Below are 23,940 nucleotides of genomic sequence, written 5' to 3' on the forward strand. Positions count from 1 at the left end.
TCATTTTGGTGCAAGCGTAATTCATGAGTAACGTAGCAATATTTTGCGCTTACTTTATAGGTATTCAGATCATATCTGGATAAAGCAGGAATTCACTATGCTTATCTACCACCGTACAGTCCAGACCTGAACCCAATAGAGAAAATGTGGTCAAAAATGAAAGCGATTCTTAGAAAACAAAAAGTACGTGTCGCTTCTGAGCTGCCTGAAGCTGTAAAAAAAGCTCTGGAAATGATAAGGCATACGGATTGTGAGGGGTGGTTCCATGCGTGTGGATATATGCACTAATTTATGGAAATGCTATAGTCGTAAAAAAATTATATATAAGAATAAGTGGTATTGAATATATAAAAGAAACTGTGTTATAATATATTGACATTATAGAGGAAAGGAAAAGTGACAATGGATAATTCTACTAGAAGAATGATTAATTCATTAGCGGAAGATGTATTGAGTGCGTACAATATATCTGTACCAATTGGAAATATTGATGAAATTGTTGAAAAGCTAGGTGGTACTATCCAGAAGGAAGCTTTTTTTTCTGATGGTGCCGTTGAGAAAGAAGGAAATGGATTTAAAATTATTGTATCTCCTTTTCAAGATGAAAAAAGAGAACGTTTTACAATAGCACATGAATTAGGCCATCTTTTTCTTCACATGGGTTATCGAACCAATAATGAATTGTGGGAAAAACAGGAGAATAATATTTATCATCGAATTGGAAATTCAGAAAAGGAATATCAAGCAAATGAGTTTGCGGCAGCTTTTTTAATGCCGGCGACAGAATATCTTGCTGTATTAAACAAAGTGGCAGAGGGAAATATGGTTGATACATCTAAAATAGCAGAATATTTTAACGTATCGATAGAAGCGGCAGCGAATAGAGGAAAATTTTTGGGGTATTTAAGATGGTAGATCAAACTCAGAGATTAAGCAGATATAGAGAATTAATACAGGAATTGAATGAAACGAAAAAAATGGAAATAGCTCGACGAACAGTTGAGCTATTCTTTTCGTTTGATATCGTAAATTCATCGTTGTATAAAACAATCAACTACACAGGATGGTATAATGTGATTATTTCTTTATTTAAAGAAATACAAGCAAGCGTAATGAAACTTATGCCAGGTGCAGAGATGTGGAGAGTTTTAGGGGATGAAATAGTTTTCATAATCCCGATAAAAGAAAACAAGGATTTTTTCGTATATACAGATAAAATATTTGAGATCCTTAATATTTTTGTACTTAAGTTAAAAAATGGTCAATTTTTTGATGAATTGGAAATCGATAATGATAAGAAGCTTTTAATGAAAATGCAAAATGTTATTTCGCTAAAAGCAGCTGCATGGATTGCAATTGTGGGTGAAAATGTACAACAAATAGAACGATATGATAATTTGCTGGAAAGATACAAATTAAGAGAAGGGTATGGGCTTATTGAATTTCTGGGAAATGACATTGATGCTGGATTCAGAATAAAAAAAGAGACTGAAAATAGAAGAATGGTTATAAGTTTTGAACTTGCGTACATCTTAGCAAAGGATACAGACTATTTGAAAAATATACATATCATTACATACAAAACTTTGAGAGGAATTTGGCAGAATAGATTATATCCTATTATTTGGTATCACGATCCCAAATATGCTGAAAACATACAGTTTGAGGACAGTTTTTTTTATGATGAGACAGAAGAAAATGAATTAACAAAAGAGTATTTTTCTAACAGAGAAAATTCAGTATTAAAAAAAGAGATGTATTATAATGTTTATAATGCATTAAATAAAATTTTGTCTGATCAGAATTTGATACATAAATTTGTAAAAATGGATAAAATTATAGAAGATTCACCGACAACACAAACGGCAAAAGGAAATTTGTTAGAACCCAAATTTTTCTTGAGACTTCATTGTGTGGCGGTATGCTATGATAAATCTACGAAGAAAATATTAATAATGAAACGATCAAGTAAAAGAGAAAAATACCCAGATAAGTGGGAATTTGGGTGTGCAAAAGCGGTTTTAGAAAGATCCTTAAATGAACAGATTGAGCAGGAATATTATAATGATTTCGGGGTTAAGATAAAAGTTGTTTGTGATGAAGAAAGAGAAGATAAGCAGCCGATACCGTTGGCATTGTATGAAGTGGAAAGTGAACAAGGAAAAGATAAGGGAGTCATTTCATTAGCTGAAGTAGTCGAAACGTATAAGAAAAGCGATTTTAAAGAAAATGAAAAACATTCCGAAGTGCGCTGGATTTCGAGAGAAGAAGTTGATACCTTTAAGGAAGACACTGTTAAAGATTTTAAAAACACATTAAAGCTGGCATTTGCAAAAATGGAGGAGATGTATGGAAATACAGATGAATGATAATTCTATAGTAGAGATGTTGGAAACAATATTTTCGAATGTTAATAGTTGGTTAAATTTTGCAGAAGCAAAAAACGCTGCATTGATGGCGTTTAATATAGCAATGTTAGCAGTAACATGGGGGAGTACAGAGAATGCTGGTAAGAACATATTATTTTATGGTGTGAATCTTGCAATAGTAATATCAACAATCATAGCTTTAAAATCGTTTAAGCCTGATAAGGGAAAATGTAAAGAAGAAACAGGCGTTATAAAAGAAAATGATAATTTGCTTTTTTATGAAGACATTGCAAAGTATTCGAAAGAAAGTTATTTAATAGCTCTATACAAAAAGTATCAAGATACAGTGAAAACGGAAGATGAACTTTTAAAAAGAGAAATAGATTATGCGGATGAAATAACATACAATGCTAAAATTATTGTTCAAAAATATAAGTGTTTTAAGAATGCATGGTATGTGGATTTTATAGGATTGGTGGGAATTGCTGTATTAATTCTGGCAGCCTAAAATGTGTAAAATTTCAATGGATAGTTTTTCATCGTTTACTTAAAAACAGGCTGAGCAATAGACGAATGTAAAACAAAGGAGTTGATATTGTGCCGTCATTAGCTTCATTTCAATTAACACCGCCTCAGGATGCGAGAGAGTTTGAACAATTGATGAGGGATTACTGTAATTGCATATATCCAGGAATGGCATGCTTATTTGCACGACCTGGGCAGAAACAGTATGGCGTTGATGTTGTTAGTACAGGCTCCAATGGGGTGGTGGCAATTCAGTGTAAGAATTATCAAGATATGTCTGTTTCAATTTCGATGATAGATCAGTGGATTCAGGGCGCAGAGGAGTTTAAACCGGAGATTTCTCATTTCATAATTGCGATTGGCGCTAAGACGGATGGAGAGATTCAAAAGTATGTGCTCAAAAAAAATCAATATCGGCAAAGCCATAATTTGTTTTCTGTTGAAGTAGTCTACTGGGAGGAGATCAGTGCATTTTTGAAGTCTGATGCACGAATACTGCAACGTTATTATCCGTTTATCAATACGGATGGAATCCAAGATCAATTTGATATTGCTTATAGCAGTTTAGACATAATTCGGCATGATTTTGTAGAGTTGATATTGAGGTATAAAATTCTGGATTTTTTGTTGGAAGATCCTTTTGTAGGTATAAAAACAGAATATCTTATATTGTCAGACAAATTTGATATAGCTTTAAAAGATCTGCTTCAGCGGACTGTGTTTTTGCAAGAAACTGAATTATATCAGAAAATAATCGCATTCTGTGGAAAATGGAATAAATATAATGGCTATATAGGGCTTAAAGTACAACCGAGCAATAATGGGCAATATGTCAGAATGAATCAAGTGCTGATGGAGGATTATGAAGAAATAGAAGCTATTGTTCAAAGAATGAAAAGTGAAATCTGCGAAATTTACGAATCAATAAGTCAATAAATGTAATGAAAAAAGGAAGATTTTTGACAAAATCTGTGATATACTAAAATACAGGTGTTTCAATCTATGATTGAAAAACGATGTTCCCTGGAGAGGGACAGAAATTAATACTACAATGATAAAGTAAGGAACAAAGAAAAGACATGTCACACAAAACTCTATTTTTACAGCAGTCCTACATCGACTGCACAAACCAGTACACCGCGCTTCTGGAAGCGCCGAATCTGCCGTTATGGGATTATGTAATTCTCACAGCATCCAATGAGGAGCAGGCTGCATCGTACCGTACACAGATTCAGTATCGTCTGGAGCACCATATGATTCCAGAGTCGACACACTATGCAGTTCTTCCGGATCCAGACGGAAAACGAGTAGGCAGTGGCGGCGCCACATTGAATGTTCTGCGCTACGTTCATGAAAATGCAGGCTCATTCGAGAATCAGCGGATTCTGGTAATCCATTCCGGCGGCGACAGCAAGCGGGTGCCGCAGTATTCTGCCTGCGGAAAGTTATTTTCACCGGTGCCACGTGTTCTGCCGAATGGAAAACGTTCTACTCTGTTTGATGAATTTATGATTTCCATGAGTGGTGTGGCCGCACGGATGAATGCTGGTATGTTGGTGTGTTCCGGCGATGTGCTGCTGCTGTTCAATCCGCTGCAGATTGATTTTTATGGCAAAGGTGCAGCGGCGCTTTCGATTAAAGAGCCGGCGGAGATCGGAAAAAATCACGGTGTTTACCGGGTTGACAGCGAAGGAAATGTAGGTGGTTTCCTGCACAAAAAAACAGTGGAGCAGCTGCAGAAACTGGGAGCTTCGGATGATCAGGGAAATGTAGATATCGATACAGGAGCGGTAATCTTCAACAGTGAGATGCTGCAGGCGCTGTACCAGCTGGTGGATACGAAAGAAAAATTTGCAGCTTATGTGAATGAGAGTACCCGGCTTTCCTTTTATGCTGATTTTCTCTACCCTCTGGCATCAGACTCTACGCTGGAGCAGTATTATAAAGAAACACCGGAAGGTGATTTTACGCCGGAACTGGAACAGTGCAGAACGGAGTTGTGGAGTGTATTGCATCCGTATCAGATGAAACTGATTCGAATGTCACCGGCTGCATTTATCCACTTTGGTACGACAAAAGAACTGCGTGAGCTTATGACAGAGCGGATGGATGAATTCTATTATCTGGGATGGACATCGAACATCAACACGAATCGGGAGGAAGCGGATTTTGCAGCTTCGAACAGTTACGTCAGCCCGAATGCAGAGATTGGAAAGGGAAGCTACCTGGAAGACTGTATGATTCGCAATAAGTCACAGATAGGTGAAGAGTGTGTGATTTCCGGCGTGACATTAGATGGTCAGACGATTCCTGCGCATACTGTTCTGCATGGACTGAAACAGCAGAATGGAAAATTTGTTGTCCGCATGTACGGTGTTTCTGACAATCCGAAGGAAGCATTGCTGTTTGGAAAAACATTGCCGATGCCGCTCTGGGAAGCTGCGATTTATCCAGTATGCGATTCAATGGAAGAGGCAGTGCATCAGACACTGGAAGCCTGGAGAGAAGGTTTTCCGATTCGGGAAGATGCGATTTCACTGAAAGACAGCTTTAACCAAGCAGATCTTTCTGCACTGATGCCGTGGCAGGAGAAGGTATCGGATAAAGTAGAACTGGAAGAAATTCTGGAGGCAATTGATCGAAAGGAAAATTTAACCAGACTGGTTGAGCAGATGCGGGATGGTATCTCAGAGCGGGTGAAAGGTGAACTGCTGAAAGAAGCACAGAGATTAAGCGAGACAGAGCTTGATCAGTTCAGCAGAAAGATCAGAATTTATTATGTTCTGTCCTGTTTTGATGAAAAGTATATGGACTCCTGCTTTGCGACCATCAGCAGCGGTATTCTTGCCGGAGCTGTAAAAGGTCTTTGCTATGATGCCGATGCGAAAATGGGAAAAGATCAGGTTACCGTAAATCTTCCGGTCCGTGTGAACTGGGGAGGCGGCTGGAGTGATACACCGCCGTACTGCATGGAACATGGCGGAACCGTACTGAATGCGGCTGTGATGCTGGACGGAAACTGCCCGATCGAAGTTGTGGTTAAGAAAGTCGACGAACCGGTGATTGTTCTCGCAAGTGCGGACAGTGGTGCCGAGCAGACCTTTACCGATATTTCCAGTTTACAGGATTCCAGCAATCCATACGATCCGTTTGCCCTGCACAAAGCGGCACTGATTGCCTGCGGCGTGATTCCATATAAGGATCCGATTTCCGTGCAGGAAATCACGGAAAATCTGGGAAGCGGCCTGTATCTTTCCACGCAGGTCATCAATATCCCGCGCGGTTCCGGCCTTGGAACATCTTCGATTCTGGCGGGTGCCTGTGTAAAAGCGCTGTATGAGATGCTGGGAAAAGAGGTAACAGACGAAGAGCTGTATGACCGTGTTCTTTGCATGGAACAGATTATGTCTACCGGCGGCGGATGGCAGGATCAGGTCGGAGGTCTGGCACCGGGAATCAAGATGGTTTCGAGTGAACCGGCAATTCGACAGAGAATTACGTGTGTGCCGTGCAAAATCAGTGAAAAGACAAGAAAAGAACTCGACGAGCGTTTCTGCCTGATCTATTCCGGACAGCGCAGACTGGCAAGAAATCTGCTGCGGGATGTCGTTGGACGATATGTCGGAGGAATCGAGGATGCGGTGGATGTCTTATATGCGATTCAGCAGACGGCGGTTCTGATGCGGTTTGAACTGGAAAAAGGCAATATCGATGGATTTGCAGAGCTTTTGAATCAGCACTGGGAATTATCCAAGAAACTGGATGCGAGTTGCACGAATACGTGTATTGATATGATCTTCCATTCCGTAGAAGACCTGATTGACGGAAAGATGATTTGCGGTGCCGGCGGAGGCGGTTTCCTTCAGGTTGTGCTGAAAAAGGGCGTAACACAGGAAGATGTGCGGAAACGGCTGCGTGAAGTTTTCCAAGACAGCGGTGTAGATGTATGGAGCTGTTCACTGGCGTAGGAGGAGGAAAAGAATGTTAAAAGGAATATCACCGTTATTATCACCGGAACTGTTAAAGGTGCTGGATGAAATGGGACATGGAGATGAGATTGTATTTGCCGATGCGAATTTTCCAACGGTCAGTACAGGAAAACGAATTGTACGTGCAGACGGAATCGGTGCAGTGGAGCTGCTGGATGCTGTTTTGCAGCTGTTCCCGCTGGATCAGTACGATGAGGATCATTTTGTACTGATGGAAGTGGTGCCGGGAGATCCGGTTCAGACGCCGATCTGGGATGAGTATAAAGCGGTTCTGAATCGATACGAACCGGAAGCAAAAGTACATACGATGGAACGCTTTGCCTACTATGAGCGTGCAAAAGAAGCCTATTGTGTTGTGGCAACGGGTGAGACGGCACAGTATGCCAATATGATTCTGAAAAAAGGTGTGGTAAGATAGGAATGGAATATTTTGCTTCGTCGTCCCATTCGGTGTCGTCGCAGCGTATTTTATATACACCGTCGGAATTTGCCAGAACTTCACTTCTGTATTTACAGGAAACAGGTTCGCTCCATGCACTGGCGGCGCATACGTCTCATCGAGAGCATCTGGCTTCGTATCTGTTCTTTTCGGTAACATCGGGGTCAGGAGAGCTGAATTACAATGGGAAAACGTATGCACTGCATTCCGGAGACTGTGTTTTCATCGACTGCAGAAAACCGTATTCCCATGCGACATCGGCAGATCTGTGGACCTTGCAGTGGTGTCATTTTTACGGTCATACCATGCCTGATATTTACAAAAAGTATCAGGAGCGCGGCGGACAGCCGGTTTTTCATCCCAAGGAAATGGAAGAATTGGTAGAAGTTATGACAGACCTGTATTCTGCGGCAGGATCGGACAGTTATGTGCGGGATATGAAAATTAATGAGATTTTAAACCGCCTGCTTTGGATTCTGATGAAGAATTCCTGGCATCCGGAACAGGGACGCGCTGCGCATGCCAGAAAACGGATGAGCATGGAAAAGGTGAAAAGTTATCTGGATGAAAATTATAAGGAACATATTACACTGGAACTGCTGTCACAGAAATTTTATATTAATAAATATTATCTGACGAAGATATTTAAAGAAACATATGGTGTGACAATTATTTCTTATCTGGAAACGAGACGGATTACGCAGGCGAAAAATCTGCTTCGATTTACTGATATGACGGTGGATGAAATCAGTGCCGCAATCGGAATGAATGATGCAAATTATCTGGCGCGCCGTTTTCGAAAAATAGAAGGAATGAGTCCGGGAGAATACCGGAAAAAATGGTAAAACAGAAAACCGCAAATCATTTTCAGCAGATCGGGCAGAAAATGGTTTGCGGTTTTTCATTACAATTTAGAAAAGGGACGGCAGATCGTATTTATGTTTATCGTGTACATTGATGTCTTTTCCGAATTGGACTTCAATGATCTGCAGTTCCGTATCAGCAAAAATGGTGTGTTTGCTGCCTGCATTCATCTGCAGGGTGTCACCGGCGTGAACATTGTAAATAACGCCGTCGATCACGGCACGTCCTGTGCCGGAAATAACGTTCCAGACTTCGTTCCGGAAATCATGACTGTGGTAGTTCATCTGATGACCCGGATTTAAAGTTACTTTAATCGTAAGACTTTCTTTTTCGATATCCAGAATGCGGAAACTGCCCCAGGATTTTTCTGCAAACATAACGCGGTGATCCAGGGTATTGACAAAGGGCTTGATGTAACTGGACTGCTCTTTGTCGGAAACCAGGATGCCGTCCGGGCTTGCAGAAACTACAATGTCTTTCAGACCCATACAGAGTACGGGAAGATTCAGCTCGTTGACTACGTGCACATTTCTGCAGGTTTCGTTAAACAGTGCTTCACCGACATTGTGGCTGTCCATGGCCTCAGTAAGAGTATTCCAGGTTCCAAGGTCTTTCCACATGCCGGAGAAACGCATCACTTCGATACGGTCCTCGTGTTCTACCACTGCGTAATCAAAGCTGATTTTGTCTAACGTTTCATATTTATTGAAAAGATCTTCGTAGTTTTCAAAATCAATTAATGCATGAGCACGATCCAGAACATAACCAAGACGGAAAGCAAAAACACCGCCGTTCCAAAGAGCACCCTGGGAAATATACTGTTCTGCAATTTCTTTGGTCGGTTTCTCTTTGAACATCGACACCGTGCTGACAGGAGCCGGGGTGTCTGGAATAATGTATCCGTATTTTTCGCTTGGATAGGTCGGTTCAATACCCATCAGAACCAGGTTGGCATTGCTGGAAGCAGCCTGGGCACCGAGGTCTTTTAAGGCATCAAAATAATCAATTTCCACATAAGGGTCAACCGGGCAGACAACGACAGGTTCGTCCTCGGAAATTCCCTTTACATCCTTCAGATAGGCTGCGGCAAGCGCAATGGCCGGGAATGTATCACGGCGGCAAGGCTCAACGCTGATGCCGACATCTTCTCCTAACTGATTGTGGATGGCGGAAACCTGTGATTTTGAGGTCGCGATGGTTACCGTTGCATCCTTGTCGATCGTACGGATCTGACGGTAAACGCGCTGTACCATGGATTCCAGTTCACCATCTGCCGTATGGAAAATTTTGATAAACTGCTTGGAACGGATATCATTGGAAAGCGGCCACAGGCGCTGGCCGGAGCCGCCGGATAATAAAACGATATTCATAAAGTTTCTCCGTTATCTTTCTGCACGCATCGGGTTGTTCAGGAAATCCTCGTAGGAGAGACGGATGCCGTCTTCCAGCTCGGTTTTGTAGGTCCAGCCAAGAGCGGTTGCTTTGGATACGTCGAGCAGTTTTCTTGGAGTACCATTTGGCTTTGTGCTGTCCCAATTGATTTTTCCATTATAACCGATTACTTTTGCAACAAGCTCTGTCAGCTCTTTGATGGTCAGTTCTTTTCCGGTTCCAGCGTTTACGGTCTCATTTCCGGAATAGTTGTTCATCAGGAAGACACAGAGATTTGCAAGGTCATCGACATACAGGAACTCACGCAGCGGAGAGCCGTCGCCCCAGCAGGTAACTTCCGGCAGATTGTTAACCTTTGCTTCATGGAAGCGGCGGATCAGTGCAGGAAGTACGTGGCTGTGGGTTGGATGATAGTTATCGTTTGGTCCGTAAAGATTGGTTGGCATAACGGAAATATAATCAGTTCCGTACTGACGGTTCAGAAACTCACAGTATTTTAAGCCGGAGATTTTTGCAAGTGCATAAGCCTCGTTTGTTTTTTCCAGTTCAGAAGTCAGCAGACAGCTTTCCTTCATTGGCTGCGGTGCCATACGCGGGTAAATGCAGGAGGATCCAAGAAACTCCAGTTTTTTACAGCCGTTTTTCCACGCAGAGTGGATGACATTCATTTCCAGTGTCATGTTATCATACATGAAATCTGCCAGTGCTTCCTGGTTTGCAACGATGCCGCCTACTTTTGCAGCAGCGAGGAAGACATATTCCGGTTTTTCCTCTGCGAAAAATGCCTCGACAGCATCCTGACGGCAGAGATCCAGTTCTTTGTGGGTACGGGTAATGATATTTTCATAACCCTGGCGTTTCAGTTCTCTTACAATCGCGGAACCAACCATTCCACGGTGTCCGGCTACATAAATTTTTGCATTTTTTTCCATCATGATATTTGCATCTCCTAAATTAAAGTGCGGCTTTCATGGCTTTTTCCTGTTTTGCAAGCTGACGGTCATGCTTTGCCATAATTTCTACTAATTCAGCATACGTTGTTTTCTGCGGATTCCATCCAAGAACGGTTTTGGCCTTGGTCGGATCGCCCCAGAGGTTATCAACGTCGGTCGGACGGAACCATTCCGGATTGACACATACCAGCATTTTGCCGGTTTCTGCATCGTAGCCTTTTTCTTCCAGACCGGTGCCTTCCCAGCGGATGGTAATGCCGTTTGCAGCGAATGCTTTTTCAGTGAAATCACGTACGGTATGCTGCTCGCCGGTTGCGATGACGAAATCTTCCGGTGTTTCATGCTGCATAATCATCCACATGCACTCCACATAATCTTTTGCATAACCCCAGTCACGCAGGGAGTCCATGTTCCCAAGTTCCAGATGATCCTGAATACCTTCTGCGATTCTTCCGGCAGCCAGTGTGATTTTACGGGTAACAAAGTTCTCACCGCGGCGCTCGGATTCATGGTTGAACAGAATACCGTTGACAGCAAACATGCCGTATGCTTCGCGGTACTCTTTTACAATCCAGAAGCCATACTGCTTTGCAACCGCATACGGGCTGTATGGATGGAACGGGGTTGTCTCGCGCTGCGGAACCTCTTCTACTTTTCCATACAGTTCAGAAGTAGATGCCTGGTAAACTTTTGTCTTTTTGGTAAGGCCAAGAATGCGGCATGCTTCCAGAATACGAAGAACACCAAGAGCATCCACATCGCCGGAATACTCCGGAACATCAAAAGAAACCTGTACATGAGACTGTGCAGCCAGGTTGTAAATCTCATCCGGCTGGACAATATTGATAATACGAATCAGCGATGACGAATCAGAAAGGTCACCGTCATGCAGTGTGATTTTATCCATAATGTGCTCGATACGAGCTGTATTTGCAAGCGAAGCGCGACGGGTGATACCATGAACCTCATAACCTTTTTCTAACAGAAACTCCGCAAGATAAGAGCCGTCCTGACCAGTGATACCGGTGATAAGTGCTTTTTTCATTCGAAAATCCTCTCTATTCAATAATGTGTAGTGTGGAGAAAAATCTCCGTATTAGTTGTTTGTGTATGTAGTTTAACGGAAGATGGGGAGAAATGTGAGAGGATATTTTGGGGGTTGATAGCATTATATTGGTTTATTCGGTCAGAAGTGGTTTGATTTCCTTTTCTGAGGCACTAGTTCATGGATAAGTCAAATTTGGAAAAATGGTGGGAAAAGATAAGCACAGAACTTGACACATAAGAACAGGAATGATAAACTAAGATTGAACAAAATCGCTGCGCGATGGCCTGCCAAGGCTGTGGCGCAGTTTTATTTTTATTAAAAAAGCAGTGGAATTACTTTCCATAATCCGTTATTGTTAAGTTACCACACGAAACAACTGAACTAAGAAAGCTCCACTGCCTATGATAAGAATAACATTTTCCAGTCTCTTCCGCAACCGGAATTATGACGCTAACGCACCTCCGAATAGGTAGATGTAATTATTAACACTCTCCATATAATGATATGATACCTCTGAAGTAGACAAGGTAAATAACCAAAATCTACGTTGGAGGTATTTTTATGGGAAAAAAACCCAAGTGTACGGTTGAAGAAAAAATTTCTGCTGTCGAGGATTATCTGAATGGAATACGTTCTGTCTCTGAAATTATGGTAGATTTATCTATAAAAAGTACACGAACTATAAGAGACTGGATACTGGCATATCAAAATGGGGGAATAAAAGCCCTCTGCCCTGTTACAGCTAACCATTCCTATTCCAGTGAATTTAAAATTGAAATGGTTCGGAAGTATATCAACGGGGAAGGATCGGTTACCGATTTATGCGCCAGATATGGAATTCCTGCACATGCAACACTACAAAAATGGATTTCGTTGTATAATGCCAATAGAGAACTTAGGGATTATGATCCCAAGAGGGAGGTCTATATGGCAGAAGCACGAAGAAAGACAACGTTAGCTGAACGTAAGGAAATCGTTGAATACTGTATTACCCATAACCGTGATTATAAAGGAACAGCTTCTCTATATGATGTTTCTTATAGCCAGGTGTACTCATGGGTCAGAAAATATGATGCTGTTGGGGAAGATGGACTGTCCGATAAACGCGGGCACCACAAAACGGATGATGAAGTCGATGAACTGGAATGGCTGCGCCGGGAGAACCTGCGACTAAAGCGCCAGCTTGAAGAAAAAGATATGGTGGTGGAACTGTTAAAAAAAAGTGAAGGAATTCGAAAGAATGTGAGGCTTGGAAAACTACGGTTTGAATCAAAATATCAGGCAATAAAATATTTTTACGAAAAAAAGCAATGGGGTGTCAACTGGATGTGCAAACAATTGGGCATATCACACGCTGCTTACTATAAATGGCTGCACCGGACAATTCCAGAGCAGGAATCCGAGAACACAAAACTGGCAGAACTGATAAAGGAGTATGACGAACGGTTCGGACATATCTTGGGATACAGGCGGATGACAAGCTGGATCAACCATTTCAATCACACCAGCTACAGCAGGAACAGGGTTCACAGAATCATGAGGAAGCTGGGAATTCATTCTATTATCCGTAAAAAGAAGAAGAAATACCCGTCGTCCAGACCGGAGACAACAGCGGAAAATAAGCTGAAGAGGGAATTCAATGCAACGAAACCTAATGAGAAATGGGCTACGGATGTTACGGAATTCAAGGTTCCTGAGACTGGCAGGAAACTATATCTCAGTGTCATCCTTGATCTATATGATCGATTTCCAGTTGCGTATGTCATAAGCGGAAGAAATGACAATAAGCTCGTGTTTGACACATACGATAAGGCTCTCAAAGATAATCCGGATGCCAGGCCGATTTTTCATTCTGACAGAGGTTTTCAGTACACGAGCAGAATATTTCAGAAAAGGCTTCGAGAACAAGGCATGGAACAGTCTATGTCCCGTGTTGGACACTGCATTGATAATGGTCCTACTGAAGGATTGTGGGGGATTATCAAATCAGAGATGTATTGTATGTATAAGATAACCGACGAGATATCTTTACGTTCGGCAATCGACAAATATATAAAGTTTTATGCCGAAGAAAGACTGCAGGAAAGATTCCATTGCAAAACGCCACTGGAAGTACGAAGCGAAGCATTATCAGCGGAAACCCCGATACAATATCCGATTGCTGAGAACAAAAGAATAGAAGCATACAAAGCAAAATGGTGTGCCTCCTCCTCTCTGGCACGTCAGGAAAGAGAGTTTGCCAGATATGATCTCGATCTCTCCACAAAGACTATGGCGAACTGGATCATAAACTGTGCAGACAGATACCTGAAACCGCTGTATCAGCTGATGAAAGAGGAACTTCTGGAAAGCAGATATATCCATTGTGACGAAAGCCGGATCCAGGTACTCGGAGAACCGGATCAGAAAGGGACGACCCAGAACTGGATGTGGGTATATCTCACGGATGAATTCAGTGGTTCCCCGCAGATGGTACTCTTCGATTATGAAAGGACCCGTGCGGGATATCATCCTGTAAACTTTTTAGGGGACAGGTTTCATGGGTATCTGACCTGTGATGGATATCAGGCTTATCACAGTTTAGGAGAAGGTATCATAGTAAGCGGGTGCCTTACCCATGCAAGACGACGTTTTGATGCAGCCCTCACAGCATTAAAAAAAGACTTTACAAAAGAACAGCTGAAAGAGACCATTGCATATCAGGCGATGTCAAGGATCGGGATCCTCTATAAGATCGAGGAAATGATCCACAATAAAGCACCGGAAGAAAAATATGAGGAGCGCCAGAAACAGTCCCGTCCAGTTATGGATGCCCTGTTTGAATGGCTGCATACGATGGAAGATTCTGTAGACAGGTCTTCCCTTATTGGTGATGCCATTTTGTATACGCTTAATCAGGAAGCATATCAGAAACGCTATCTGGAAGATGGCCATCTCAGTATAGACAACAACAGTGCAGAACGTGCATTGAAAAACTTTGCAGTGGGACGCCGCAACTGGCTGTTTGCCAAAAGTGTACGGGGAGCTGGTGCCAGTGCCCTTGTTTACAGCATTACAGAAACGGCACTTCTGAACCATCTGAAACCATACGCATATCTGACTTATATATTGGATGAACTCAGAAAAATGGGAGCTTTTCCTAAAGAGGAAGAGTTAAAGAAACTGCTTCCATGGTCAGAAGATCTTCCGGAATACTGCCGTACTAAACTAAAAAATAATACTAAGCCATCTGATATAGAATTTGGCAGACAGCCAGAAACAGTATCAGATGGCTTTTATAAAATGTCAATATACGGATGATTACCTACTTACCTGTGTACAGCTCGGTATCAGCATTGCCGACCTCGACCTGCTGACCATCGGGTTGGTCAATGATATGTTCACGGAGCGGCAGAATGACGGCTATTCGTACAAAGAGCTGGCAAGTCAGTCGGACTTCGATCGATTTTAAAGGTTCGACTTATTTTACTTGACTTTGCAGACTATCTGATTTATTATACTCGTAAAGAAGTAACTTACGAGTTACTAACTCACGAGTATAATTATTGGAGGTGAGTAGATGAGTCAATTCTATTGCCGTGAGGATGAGCTGCGGAAACTGAATAAACGGTATGCAGGTGATAAGTTTGAGTGCATTGTCATCTACGGCAGACGGCGTGTTGGTAAAACGGCACTGATCAACGAGTTCTGCAAAGATAAGCCTACCATTTTCTTTTCTGCATTGAACACGACAGGAAAGGAAAATCTGGAAGCTCTCTCAAAGTCGATTATGAGTTTTGAGCGGCCGGATATGGAGTCTGCACCGGAGTTCAGGTCCTATGATGCAGCTTTGGATGAGTTGACAGCACTTTCAAAGGAAAAGAGGATTGTCTTTGTCATTGATGAGTATCCTTATCTTGCAAAAGCAAAACCAGCTATTTCAGCGATGCTGCAGCACATCATCGACCACAAATGGACAGAGTCCAAGATGTACCTGATTCTTTGCGGCTCCTCTATGAGCTTCATGGAGAGTCAGGTGCTTGGAAAGGAAAGTCCGTTGTATGGCAGACGTACTGGCCAGTTTAAGATTGAGCCGCTAGACTATAAAGAAACCGCTGTGTTCCACCCAAATCTGTCTGCAGAAGACAATTCCCTGATTTATGGGATCACGGGAGGAGTTCCCCACTATATCAATAAGTTGGATGTGCGAGATAGTGTGGATGAAGCTCTGTTGGATAATTTCTTTGACCGCTCCAGCTATCTGTATGAGGAACCGGGGAACTTACTGAAGCAGGAACTCCGGGAGCCGGCCATTTATAATGCAATCATTAAAGCGATTGCAGAAGGTGCTTCCCGAATGAACGATATCAAGATGAAGGTCGGCGAGGAAAACTCGGTCGTATCGAAGTACCTGAAAACGCTGATCGACCTTGGCATTGCGAAGAAAGAAACACCGATTACAGAAAAACCGGGTAAGAAAACCATCTATCTGCTGGCTGATAACTTCTTCCGTTTCTGGTATCGGTTTGTGCCAATCAATATGAGTGCCATTGACTCTGGCAGAATTGCAAAGACCTATCCACACGCTGTAAAGCAGTATCTTCCTGATTACATGGGTCTAATTTATGAGAAGATGTGTCAGGATTACCTGCTCTATTATTCGGATAGCCTTCCTATTGAGCTGAGTGAAATCGGCCAGTGGTGGGGGACAGACCCGAAGAAGAAAAAGCAGATACAGATTGATATCGTCGGAACTCCTGTTGAGGGCAAAGACTATATCATCGGTTCATGCAAATACCGGAATGAGAAAATCGGTGTGGATGAACTCGATTTGATTCGGGATTATGCCTCAGTTTTTGGAAAGGGCAACAACTATCACTACTATATCTTCTCGAAAGGCGGATTCACAGATGGACTTCTTCAGGCACAAGAGCGAGGTGAAGTTCGGCTGATAACGCTGGAAGACCTTTACAAGTAAAAATTCTAATCAACCCTGCTGGTGAAAGTTGGCAGGGTATTTTAGTTTGCGCGCCATGGGCGCGCTCTAACGGGTGAAAGTCCCGAACACGCCTAGGCGACAAGGAAGTGTATAGCTGAACAGCAAGGGTGTCTATCGTAAGGTAGAATCTGAAGGAAGCTGTAAGCGAACTCTTGGTCCGACGGACAGAAATCACATATGAGGCTAGGTTCCGCTTGGTAAGTCTGCTAAATAAGACAAAGCCGTAAAGTTGCCGTTTGTAGGAACCGAGTAAATGTGGCGGATATATGAGAGAAAAGAGCGTGCACCTTAAGCGTGGAGGTCTCACAGGGGTTTCATTAGCCTAGTAACAACGAACTGTGAGAAGTCAGCCGAGCCCATAGTAGTAAAGAAGTCTCTGTAATGGAGATGGAGCGAAGGGGCGAACAATCAATAAGTTTGAGTATGTCTCGTATTGCAGAAATGACAACATCTGCCGTAACCAATCGGGAAAAGGGTGGTCAAATCAAGCGAGACGGAAAGGAAAGAACGCATGTACACAAGTAGTCTAATGAAGCAGATACTGTCCAGCGATAATCTCAACAGAGCATATCTGCAAGTCGTACGAAATAAAGGTGCCGAGGGAGTGGACGGAATGAAGTACACAGAACTTAAAGAACATCTTGTAAAGAACGGCGAAATAATCAAGGAACAGTTGAGGACAAGAAAATATAAACCTCAACCAGTACGAAGAGTGGAGATACCAAAGCCAGACGGTGGTGTCAGAAACCTGGGAGTACCAACAGTAACAGACAGATTCATACAACAAGCCATTGCACAGGTCTTAACACCAATCTATGAGGAACAGTTCCATGACCATAGCTACGGATTCAGACCGAATAGATGTGCACAGCAAGCAATCCTAACAGCACTTGATATGATGAATGATGGTAAGCCATTTATCTTGAAGTGTCTGAGAAGACGGAAGCTGCCAAAAAGGCTGGATGCCGGGTTTCCGTTTCCGGAATGTTGAAATTTTTAGGTGTCTCTCGCTCAGGATATCTTGCATGGCTCCACCACGTACCTTCTGATACAGAAAAACGTCGTAAAGCTGTAAAAGCAAAAATACAGGATATTTATGATAATTCCAAGCAGAACTACGGTGCTCCGAAAATCACTGTAGAACTTCGAAAAACTGGTGAAGTCATTTCGGAAAGAACCGTTGGTACATATATGCGCCAAATGGGAATTCGTGCTCAGTGGAGCAAACCATGGACGATCACCACAAAAGATTCCGATTTTAGCACTGAATTACAAAATATCCTTGATGAGCAATTTAATCCTGATCGTCCGAATGCAGTCTGGTGTTCGGATATTACCTACATCTGGACAATAGATGGATTTGTCTATCTGACCAGTGTTATGGATTTATTTTCCAGAAAAATTATAGCCTGGACGCTTTCAGAAACACTGGAAGTATCTTGCGTGATTGATACTATAAACAAAGCCAAAGCTCGCCGAAATATCGATCAACCATTCATTATCCATTCGGATCGTGGCAGCCAATATGTTGCAACAGGCACGCATCAAATCCACAAATCTGGATTACCTGAATAAACTGACCAAGCTGGATCTGCTTGTGATCGATGATTTCGGTCTTATGGATCTCGACCTTGATAAATGCCGGGCTCTCTTTGAAGTCCTTGACACCAGAGATGGAAGAAAATCAACTGTAGTCATCTCACAATTTCCAGTCAGCACATGGTTCGATATGTTTGCCGATAACACCTACGCCGATGCGTGTCTTATACGAATCACGGATAAGCACCATACGTATCGTCTGGAGATGAACGGTATAAATATGCGTGAAACAGAATGATGTAATCTAGCGGTACTTCGTACCGTTAAAAATGGAATAGCCGTTCCGCAGTAGCGGAACTGGCGTTCCGTTTAAGCGTAATTTGCAGTGTACGATGAACACGTCAAATATCAGAAATTATAAACCAAAAGATTTTGCTGAATTATTAGGGGGTTCGGTCAAAACGTTGCAGCGATGGGACCGGGAAGGAATTTTAAAAGCCAACCGTACTCCAACAGACAGACGCCATTACACTTATGATCAGTACCTTCAATTTAAAGGAATTCATACAGAGTGGAGAGTATTGGGGTCAGACCCTCTTATGATTTTCTTACAATGAATTTGCACTTTTTAAAAGGAAGAAAGCTGCTTATCACGGCCGGTGTGTATGAATCGGAAGTGGCGGAGAAGGTACAGGATACCTTTGAGAAGTATCGAGAAACACAGAGTTATAAAGAAGCCATCCTCTCAACCGCAAATACTCTTCAACTTTCCAAAGCCTCCGTCACCTCATACCTGCCATATCAGAAAGGCGTGTACTTCCCGAGTACAGCAGATAAAGAGAAAATCAGTGTTGGAGCAGAGCGGCAGCGGAGATACAGAGCGATAAGAAAACTGAGATCAGAGCCGACAGAGGAGCACCTGTGGGAGACGGTCTTGCTTTATTGTGGTGTGCAATTTAAAACCTATTCCGGCTTACCCTTTACCTATGAAATACGAAAGGGCAGAAGCGGCGAATATACAAAGGAATTGTGGATCGACCGCCGAGGGAAGAGCAAAAGCCTGGCGTGGAGTTCTGTGCTGCTGGCACTGGGGAATATCAAAAAGGTAGGAGAAGTAGTTGAACGACCAAAGGCTCTGAGTGACATCCGGGGTGTGACTTACATCTATGGGATGTTCTATCGCTTCGGACTGATCGATGTGCCGAAAGAAGTGAAGGAAAAGAAAAATGATCGAGGCAATAAAAAACAGAAGAAGGGAAGAGAAGATATGCTTGAAGAAAATATAAAATTTTTTAGGAGACTTTAAAAATCCTATCATTTATGATATGATCTATATAATATATGCGAGAGGAAAAATATATGGATTACGATATTGAAATGAATAAGAAGGATTACCAAAGAGAAAAAGAAGCTCGTGCGAAGCGGTTGGAAGCATATGCGGAAGCGATTCAAACGATCACTTTGCAGAAATCGTCCAAAGTGATAGAAGAACTTATAGAGGAGAGACGCAGGCAGGGGCTGACACAGCAGGACTTAGCGGATATGACGGGAATTCTTGCACCGAATCTGGCGCGGCTGGAGAGCAGAAAAAGGGTTCCAACACTGGTCGTGCTGCAAAAATACGCTTCGGCGTTAGGAATGCACATTGAAGTAAAATTGTGTGATGGAACAGAAGAGGAAAGATATACAAGATCAGATGTGACAAATCAAGAATATGATACCGATGTGAAACGGGTGGCGAAGCCGGTATAGGTGAATATATGCAAAAATTATATGGGAAAATCTTTTAGTTATACGAGAAAACATATTTGATAGTAAAGGGGCAAAATACAAATGAAAACCAGACGAATCACCTTAGAAACGCATCTGCACAAGATAGCAGAATATGATGAAACTGTAAAAAATCTGGAAAGTGTATTCAATATTCAGAAGCAGAAAGTTATAAGATATATCGGCTCTGTCGTTACATCGTTTCCCACTTATAGTACGCACGATGCCGTTCATTCCATGAATATTATTTCAGCGATCGAAAAGATTCTTGGACAAAAGACGATTAAGAAAATGTCGGGCATTGATACGTTTTTAATCTTAATGTGTGCTTATATGCATGATACAGGAATGCTGTATTCGGACGAAGAAGTGAAACAATTATGGGAAACGGAGGGATTTCAGGATTTTCTCACTTCTGCCAGAAAGAGAGAAGATGAAGTAGGAAGAGCTGCGCGGAAGATTGATAAGGCAGAAAAAGGAGAAGGATGTTCGGTTCTTGAAGTACGCCGTTCTGTTGCTGTGATTCTGATGGAGTATTTCCGCCCAAGACATGGCCAGAGAATCAAGCATGTGACAGATGCCAGAACAAGTGAATTTGGTTCATTACTGTCGATAGATGATTCATTCCTGCCAGACAGAATTATTCATAACATCTATCGGATATCCATGGCGCACAACTGGTCGTTTGAGGATATTTTAAAAGAAATGCCATTGGCAGATTCATTCGGTGTTGAAGAATTCCATCCGAGAATGGTTGCATATCTGATCCGTATGGGCGATTTATGTGATATGGATAATAATCGTTTTAATGGTGTTGGAATCAAAGTATTCGGCAATCTCGGAGAAGAAAATCTTGCACATTATTTCAAACATAAGAGTGTAGAGACTTTACATATATCTTCGGATGGGATAGTAGTTGTTGCCAATGTCTGTTATGATATGATTCAGAGGGAATGTGAAGAGAACTGGCTGAAACATATGGAGAAAGCAGAACGGGATTCTGCGCTGAAAAATATATTTCAGAATACGGTGAAAGAGCATATTAACTGGAAATCCTGGCTGGAGCAGGAGGTTACTGCAGGAAAGATGCATTCAATGGAATTATTTCCAGAGAAAAAGTTTATTTCTGTTCCTGAACTGAAGTATAAGATTTTGATTGACGGAGAGGAATCTGAATCTACACATAAAAATCTGAAGTTTCTTTTCTCATCTGAAAAGGCATTTAAACTGATTGAAGATATCAGCATTTACCAGAATAATAAATTGATTTTTGTGAGAGAACTGATACAGAATGCACTGGACGCAACAAAGATGCAGTTATACAGGACGTTGTCTGCGTATGGCTTTCAATTTAATGAAAAAACATCGCCGTTTGATGTAGAAAGAGCATATCCCAATATTTTTGAGGAACATGCGATTATGATTCACACAGACTATAGTCGTGAAACGGGAAAAGTTTATTTTTCGATTCGGGATAAAGGGATTGGCATCAGCATGGATGAGTTTAAACGTAATATTCTGACAACAGGACGAAGCTGGCCGGAACGAAAAGAATACCAGGATGAAATCAAAAGAATGCCGGAATGGCTGAGACCGACAGGGGCATTTGGAATTGGACTGCATACGGTATTTTCAGTAACAGATTCCCTGACGATACGAACTAAGTCCGATAGTGAGAACAAGGCAAATGAGATGACATTATATTCAGGGAAAAAAGGTGGTTATGCATTTTGCAAGAAAACGAATCAGACTCTGCAAAGGGGATCAGAATTTAGTTTTTCGTTTCTGTTAACGGAAGAACTGAAAGAATGGGTAACCGGAAGTAATGGTGGAAAATTGTTTCTCGAAAATGTAAATGATGGAATACAAAAGGAAATTAAAAAGATAATGGAAACGTGGTGCGTAACACCTATGGTTTCCATCTATGCGGATCAGGATTATGGAATACCAGCTTTTTCGCAGTCGACCTGGTACAATGAACTGAGCAGAACAGAAAAAGAAAATCAATTGATTGATCAGTCTGTCGAGTCAGAACGATATCATTTTGCGTTTACAGATGACTACCGGTCGATAATGGTGTGGGATCGGGAGAAGGATTGTGCATTAAGTTTTGGAATGGAGAGCATGGAAGGAAATAACGTTTGCTATAAGGGGATTCGTCTTACAGAAAGGATGGAATCTGGCAAATGCAGTGACAGCTTATATCTGAATCAGATGGATGTGCTGGATGGTGCAGGAAATGATTGGGTGGACGCAGCAAGAATGAAATTATCTCTGGCAGCACGCAGAAAACTGGAAAGCGTTGTGGAAGAGGCTACTGCATTTGCAAAAAGAATATATGTTTTCATGTTGGATGAATTTTATCAAGACAATGATATTAGAAATCTCACAAATGATATTGATGCAATGGCAAATAGAATTTATCAGAAGAAAGAGATATCATTGAAAGAAATATGGACAGAGGGCTGTGAACTTAAGAAAAAATATTGGGGAGTGCCAGAGTGGTGGAACCATAAAATGCTTACCAGAAAGATACTGCCATATTTTTTAATTGTAAAAATGTTAGATAAAAGCATAAAACTGTGGGATCCAGAGTCTGGGATGGAAGAGGTGCAGCATATATTTTGCCTTGCAGATCAGTTGATTAAAAGATGGAAAATGGATTGGAACGGAATGCACGGGGAATCCTTTCAACAGTCGTATTTTGATCAGCAGATGAGAACTCTGCTGTGGCATTTTCTGCAGATTGCAGGAATTGGATTTTCCTATGTTGCGTTTGAAAAAGTGAATTTTGACGATAACGAAAAAAATACGTTGTTTGAATATAAAAATTTGATTACGCAGAAAAGCTTTCAATTTTATCAAAAAGCATTTCCGTTCTGCTCGCAATGGAAATTTACAAAAGATATGTATCAGTGCGTAGAGGAGAGTGCCATAAGCGGGTTGATTCGATGGCGACCGGAATTCAGGAACAGAGTTCCGGATTTTATTAGATGGAAATATTGCCTGCCGAATTCGGCTTTGGATAAAGTGTTTGTGGAATGGAGAGCAGAGCACTGTTTTTCAAATGTAAAACCGTTGGAAATATTCCTGAGATTTTCAGGGATTCCTGAAATTGTATTAGACATACCAGGGGAAAACTGCCCGATTGGAGAAAAAGAGAAAAAAGTATGGCGTAAATTCTGCACAGAGTCCTATCTTAACTGGAAACTGTTTTATCGAATCAGACCATTATCTGAAGTTGCAAAAGATATGCTGAATAAAGAGACGATTGTTTTAAGGAGACCATTTACGACATATATAAGTGAACTGTTTCCGGTTTTCCACAGAATGTCTCTTGTAAGTATGGACGAAAGAAGGATGGAATTCAGCATTCATAACAGTAACACACACGGAGTACAGATAGATTCACAGACGAAAAAGAGAATATTTAAAGAATTCTGGAAAGAAGTAGAGCGGAGCCATGATCCGAAGGGATATGTGGCTATGATTGGAATGGAAGAATATCCGATGCTTGGAATTGAAAATGCAGAAGAACAATATCATGCACAGATTGGAATGCTGGCGAAGTATCCGGAGATACCATTATGGGATTATGGGGCAGGAATCAAAGCGTTTATGGATCAATTCATTGGATGTCCAATTGATGAAAAGAGTCAGGAAATTATAGATCGTATTATTAATTCAGAGGGTGGAAAGGCAGTGATTCATTACATCGCAGTGTACAGAAAAAAGACGGGAGATGATGTGAAAGAAGAGAAAATTGAGACACAGTACAGGGAGTTTTTGAAAGAGTTGATTTATTGTTGGGCAGATGGAAGATGCACGTTTGGATGAAAAAACGAAAAATAACAGTATACGAATCCCTGCCATTTTGATTCGCGGAGTTGATATTATGCCATCATTAGCATCATTTACGAGAGTATGAAACTTTTCTGTAAAATAATGTTTAGAAGGCTTTTCTGTGATGCAATAAATATCGTTAGGAGGGTCTTTATTATGGAAAGACAAAAGAAACCTGTATATCGAGTACAAATTTTCAAAACGAAGAAAAATTCTAAAATAAGTTTGTAA

General features: G+C 41.7%; 17 protein-coding genes and 5 pseudogenes. 19 read left to right on the forward strand and 3 right to left on the reverse strand.

Translation table 11 applies throughout. The annotated features are described in order from the left end of the window. Window positions 1-75 precede the first annotated feature (75 nt). From DW743_RS19035 to DW743_RS06390, 8 genes are all read left to right on the forward strand, one after another. Complete coding sequence (locus DW743_RS19035; RefSeq protein WP_119188555.1) at window positions 76-288, forward strand: transposase; 213 nt, start codon at window positions 76-78, stop codon at window positions 286-288. Between the two features lie 114 nt (window positions 289-402). Next, window positions 403-915, forward strand: coding sequence for an ImmA/IrrE family metallo-endopeptidase (locus DW743_RS06360; RefSeq protein WP_117760945.1), 513 nt, complete (start codon window positions 403-405; stop codon window positions 913-915). Then, complete coding sequence (locus DW743_RS06365) at window positions 909-2,369, forward strand: hypothetical protein (RefSeq protein WP_117760947.1); 1,461 nt, start codon at window positions 909-911, stop codon at window positions 2,367-2,369. The genes DW743_RS06360 and DW743_RS06365 overlap by 7 nt, the downstream gene beginning before the upstream one ends. Continuing rightward, window positions 2,350-2,877 carry a Pycsar system effector family protein gene (locus DW743_RS06370; protein ID WP_117760949.1) on the forward strand — a complete coding sequence of 176 codons (528 nt, stop codon included), beginning with the start codon at window positions 2,350-2,352 and terminating at the stop codon, window positions 2,875-2,877. Before DW743_RS06365 ends, DW743_RS06370 begins: the two co-directional genes overlap by 20 nt. A gap of 89 nt (window positions 2,878-2,966) precedes the next feature. Then, window positions 2,967-3,830: a restriction endonuclease gene (locus DW743_RS06375; RefSeq protein ID WP_118760254.1), complete on the forward strand. Its 864-nt coding sequence runs from the start codon at window positions 2,967-2,969 to the stop codon at window positions 3,828-3,830. Window positions 3,831-3,973: 143 nt separating this feature from the next. Then, entirely contained in the window at window positions 3,974-6,862 is a 2,889-nt protein-coding gene (locus DW743_RS06380) for a fucose pyrophosphorylase domain-containing protein (protein WP_117760953.1), read from the forward strand. A 13-nt stretch (window positions 6,863-6,875) separates the two neighbouring features. Beyond that, window positions 6,876-7,301 (forward strand): L-fucose mutarotase, encoded by a 426-nt coding sequence (gene fucU / locus DW743_RS06385; RefSeq protein ID WP_055228359.1) that lies wholly within the window; start codon window positions 6,876-6,878, stop codon window positions 7,299-7,301. Window positions 7,302-7,303: 2 nt separating this feature from the next. Then, window positions 7,304-8,167 carry an AraC family transcriptional regulator gene (locus DW743_RS06390; RefSeq protein WP_117760955.1) on the forward strand — a complete coding sequence of 288 codons (864 nt, stop codon included), beginning with the start codon at window positions 7,304-7,306 and terminating at the stop codon, window positions 8,165-8,167. Window positions 8,168-8,233: 66 nt separating this feature from the next. On the opposite strand, the gene DW743_RS06395 is transcribed toward DW743_RS06390, so the two are convergent. The 3 genes from DW743_RS06395 to gmd are packed head-to-tail and all read right to left on the reverse strand — an operon-like array spanning window position 8,234 to window position 11,576. Further along, complete coding sequence (locus DW743_RS06395) at window positions 8,234-9,556, reverse strand: sugar phosphate nucleotidyltransferase (protein WP_117760957.1); 1,323 nt, start codon at window positions 9,554-9,556, stop codon at window positions 8,234-8,236. A gap of 12 nt (window positions 9,557-9,568) precedes the next feature. Then, window positions 9,569-10,510, reverse strand: a complete 942-nt coding sequence (locus DW743_RS06400) for a GDP-L-fucose synthase family protein (protein WP_334291844.1) — start codon at window positions 10,508-10,510, stop codon at window positions 9,569-9,571. A gap of 22 nt (window positions 10,511-10,532) precedes the next feature. Further along, window positions 10,533-11,576: a GDP-mannose 4,6-dehydratase gene (gene gmd / locus DW743_RS06405; protein WP_055228363.1), complete on the reverse strand. Its 1,044-nt coding sequence runs from the start codon at window positions 11,574-11,576 to the stop codon at window positions 10,533-10,535. 780 nt (window positions 11,577-12,356) lie between these two features. On the opposite strand from gmd, the pseudogene DW743_RS19040 reads away from it, so the two are divergent. The 11 genes and pseudogenes from DW743_RS19040 to DW743_RS06455 form a co-directional block, all read left to right on the forward strand. Then, window positions 12,357-13,694 (forward strand): annotated as a pseudogene (locus tag DW743_RS19040) (IS3 family transposase); the annotation flags it as partial. A gap of 60 nt (window positions 13,695-13,754) precedes the next feature. Then, a pseudogene (tnpC, locus tag DW743_RS19045) lies at window positions 13,755-14,792 on the forward strand (IS66 family transposase); the annotation flags it as partial. A gap of 55 nt (window positions 14,793-14,847) precedes the next feature. After that, the gene (locus DW743_RS06415; protein WP_082424984.1) at window positions 14,848-15,030 is read left to right on the forward strand and encodes a hypothetical protein; all 183 of its coding nucleotides are present in this window, start codon (window positions 14,848-14,850) and stop codon (window positions 15,028-15,030) included. 108 nt (window positions 15,031-15,138) lie between these two features. After that, the gene (locus tag DW743_RS06420) at window positions 15,139-16,536 is read left to right on the forward strand and encodes an ATP-binding protein (RefSeq protein WP_112483362.1); all 1,398 of its coding nucleotides are present in this window, start codon (window positions 15,139-15,141) and stop codon (window positions 16,534-16,536) included. A gap of 532 nt (window positions 16,537-17,068) precedes the next feature. Then, window positions 17,069-17,482: pseudogene (locus DW743_RS06425) on the forward strand (reverse transcriptase domain-containing protein); the annotation flags it as partial. 59 nt (window positions 17,483-17,541) lie between these two features. Continuing rightward, window positions 17,542-18,132, forward strand: a complete 591-nt coding sequence (locus DW743_RS06430; protein ID WP_242991131.1) for an IS3 family transposase — start codon at window positions 17,542-17,544, stop codon at window positions 18,130-18,132. After that, a pseudogene (locus DW743_RS06435) lies at window positions 18,089-18,394 on the forward strand (ATP-binding protein); the annotation flags it as partial. The gene DW743_RS06430 and the pseudogene DW743_RS06435, both read left to right, overlap by 44 nt. A gap of 109 nt (window positions 18,395-18,503) precedes the next feature. After that, window positions 18,504-18,656, forward strand: a pseudogene (locus DW743_RS06440) (MerR family transcriptional regulator); the annotation flags it as partial. Window positions 18,657-18,667: 11 nt separating this feature from the next. Next, complete coding sequence (locus DW743_RS18390) at window positions 18,668-19,402, forward strand: hypothetical protein (protein ID WP_243004567.1); 735 nt, start codon at window positions 18,668-18,670, stop codon at window positions 19,400-19,402. A 53-nt stretch (window positions 19,403-19,455) separates the two neighbouring features. Next, window positions 19,456-19,848 (forward strand): helix-turn-helix domain-containing protein, encoded by a 393-nt coding sequence (locus DW743_RS06450; RefSeq protein WP_022461287.1) that lies wholly within the window; start codon window positions 19,456-19,458, stop codon window positions 19,846-19,848. An 81-nt stretch (window positions 19,849-19,929) separates the two neighbouring features. Next, a complete protein-coding gene (locus DW743_RS06455; RefSeq protein WP_117760962.1) occupies window positions 19,930-23,703 on the forward strand; it encodes an HD domain-containing protein in 3,774 nt (1,257 codons plus the stop codon). Window positions 23,704-23,940: the final 237 nt, after the last annotated feature.

The organism is Blautia sp. AM28-27 (genome assembly GCF_003480905.1).
GTDB classification, from domain to species: domain Bacteria; phylum Bacillota; class Clostridia; order Lachnospirales; family Lachnospiraceae; genus Fusicatenibacter; species Fusicatenibacter saccharivorans.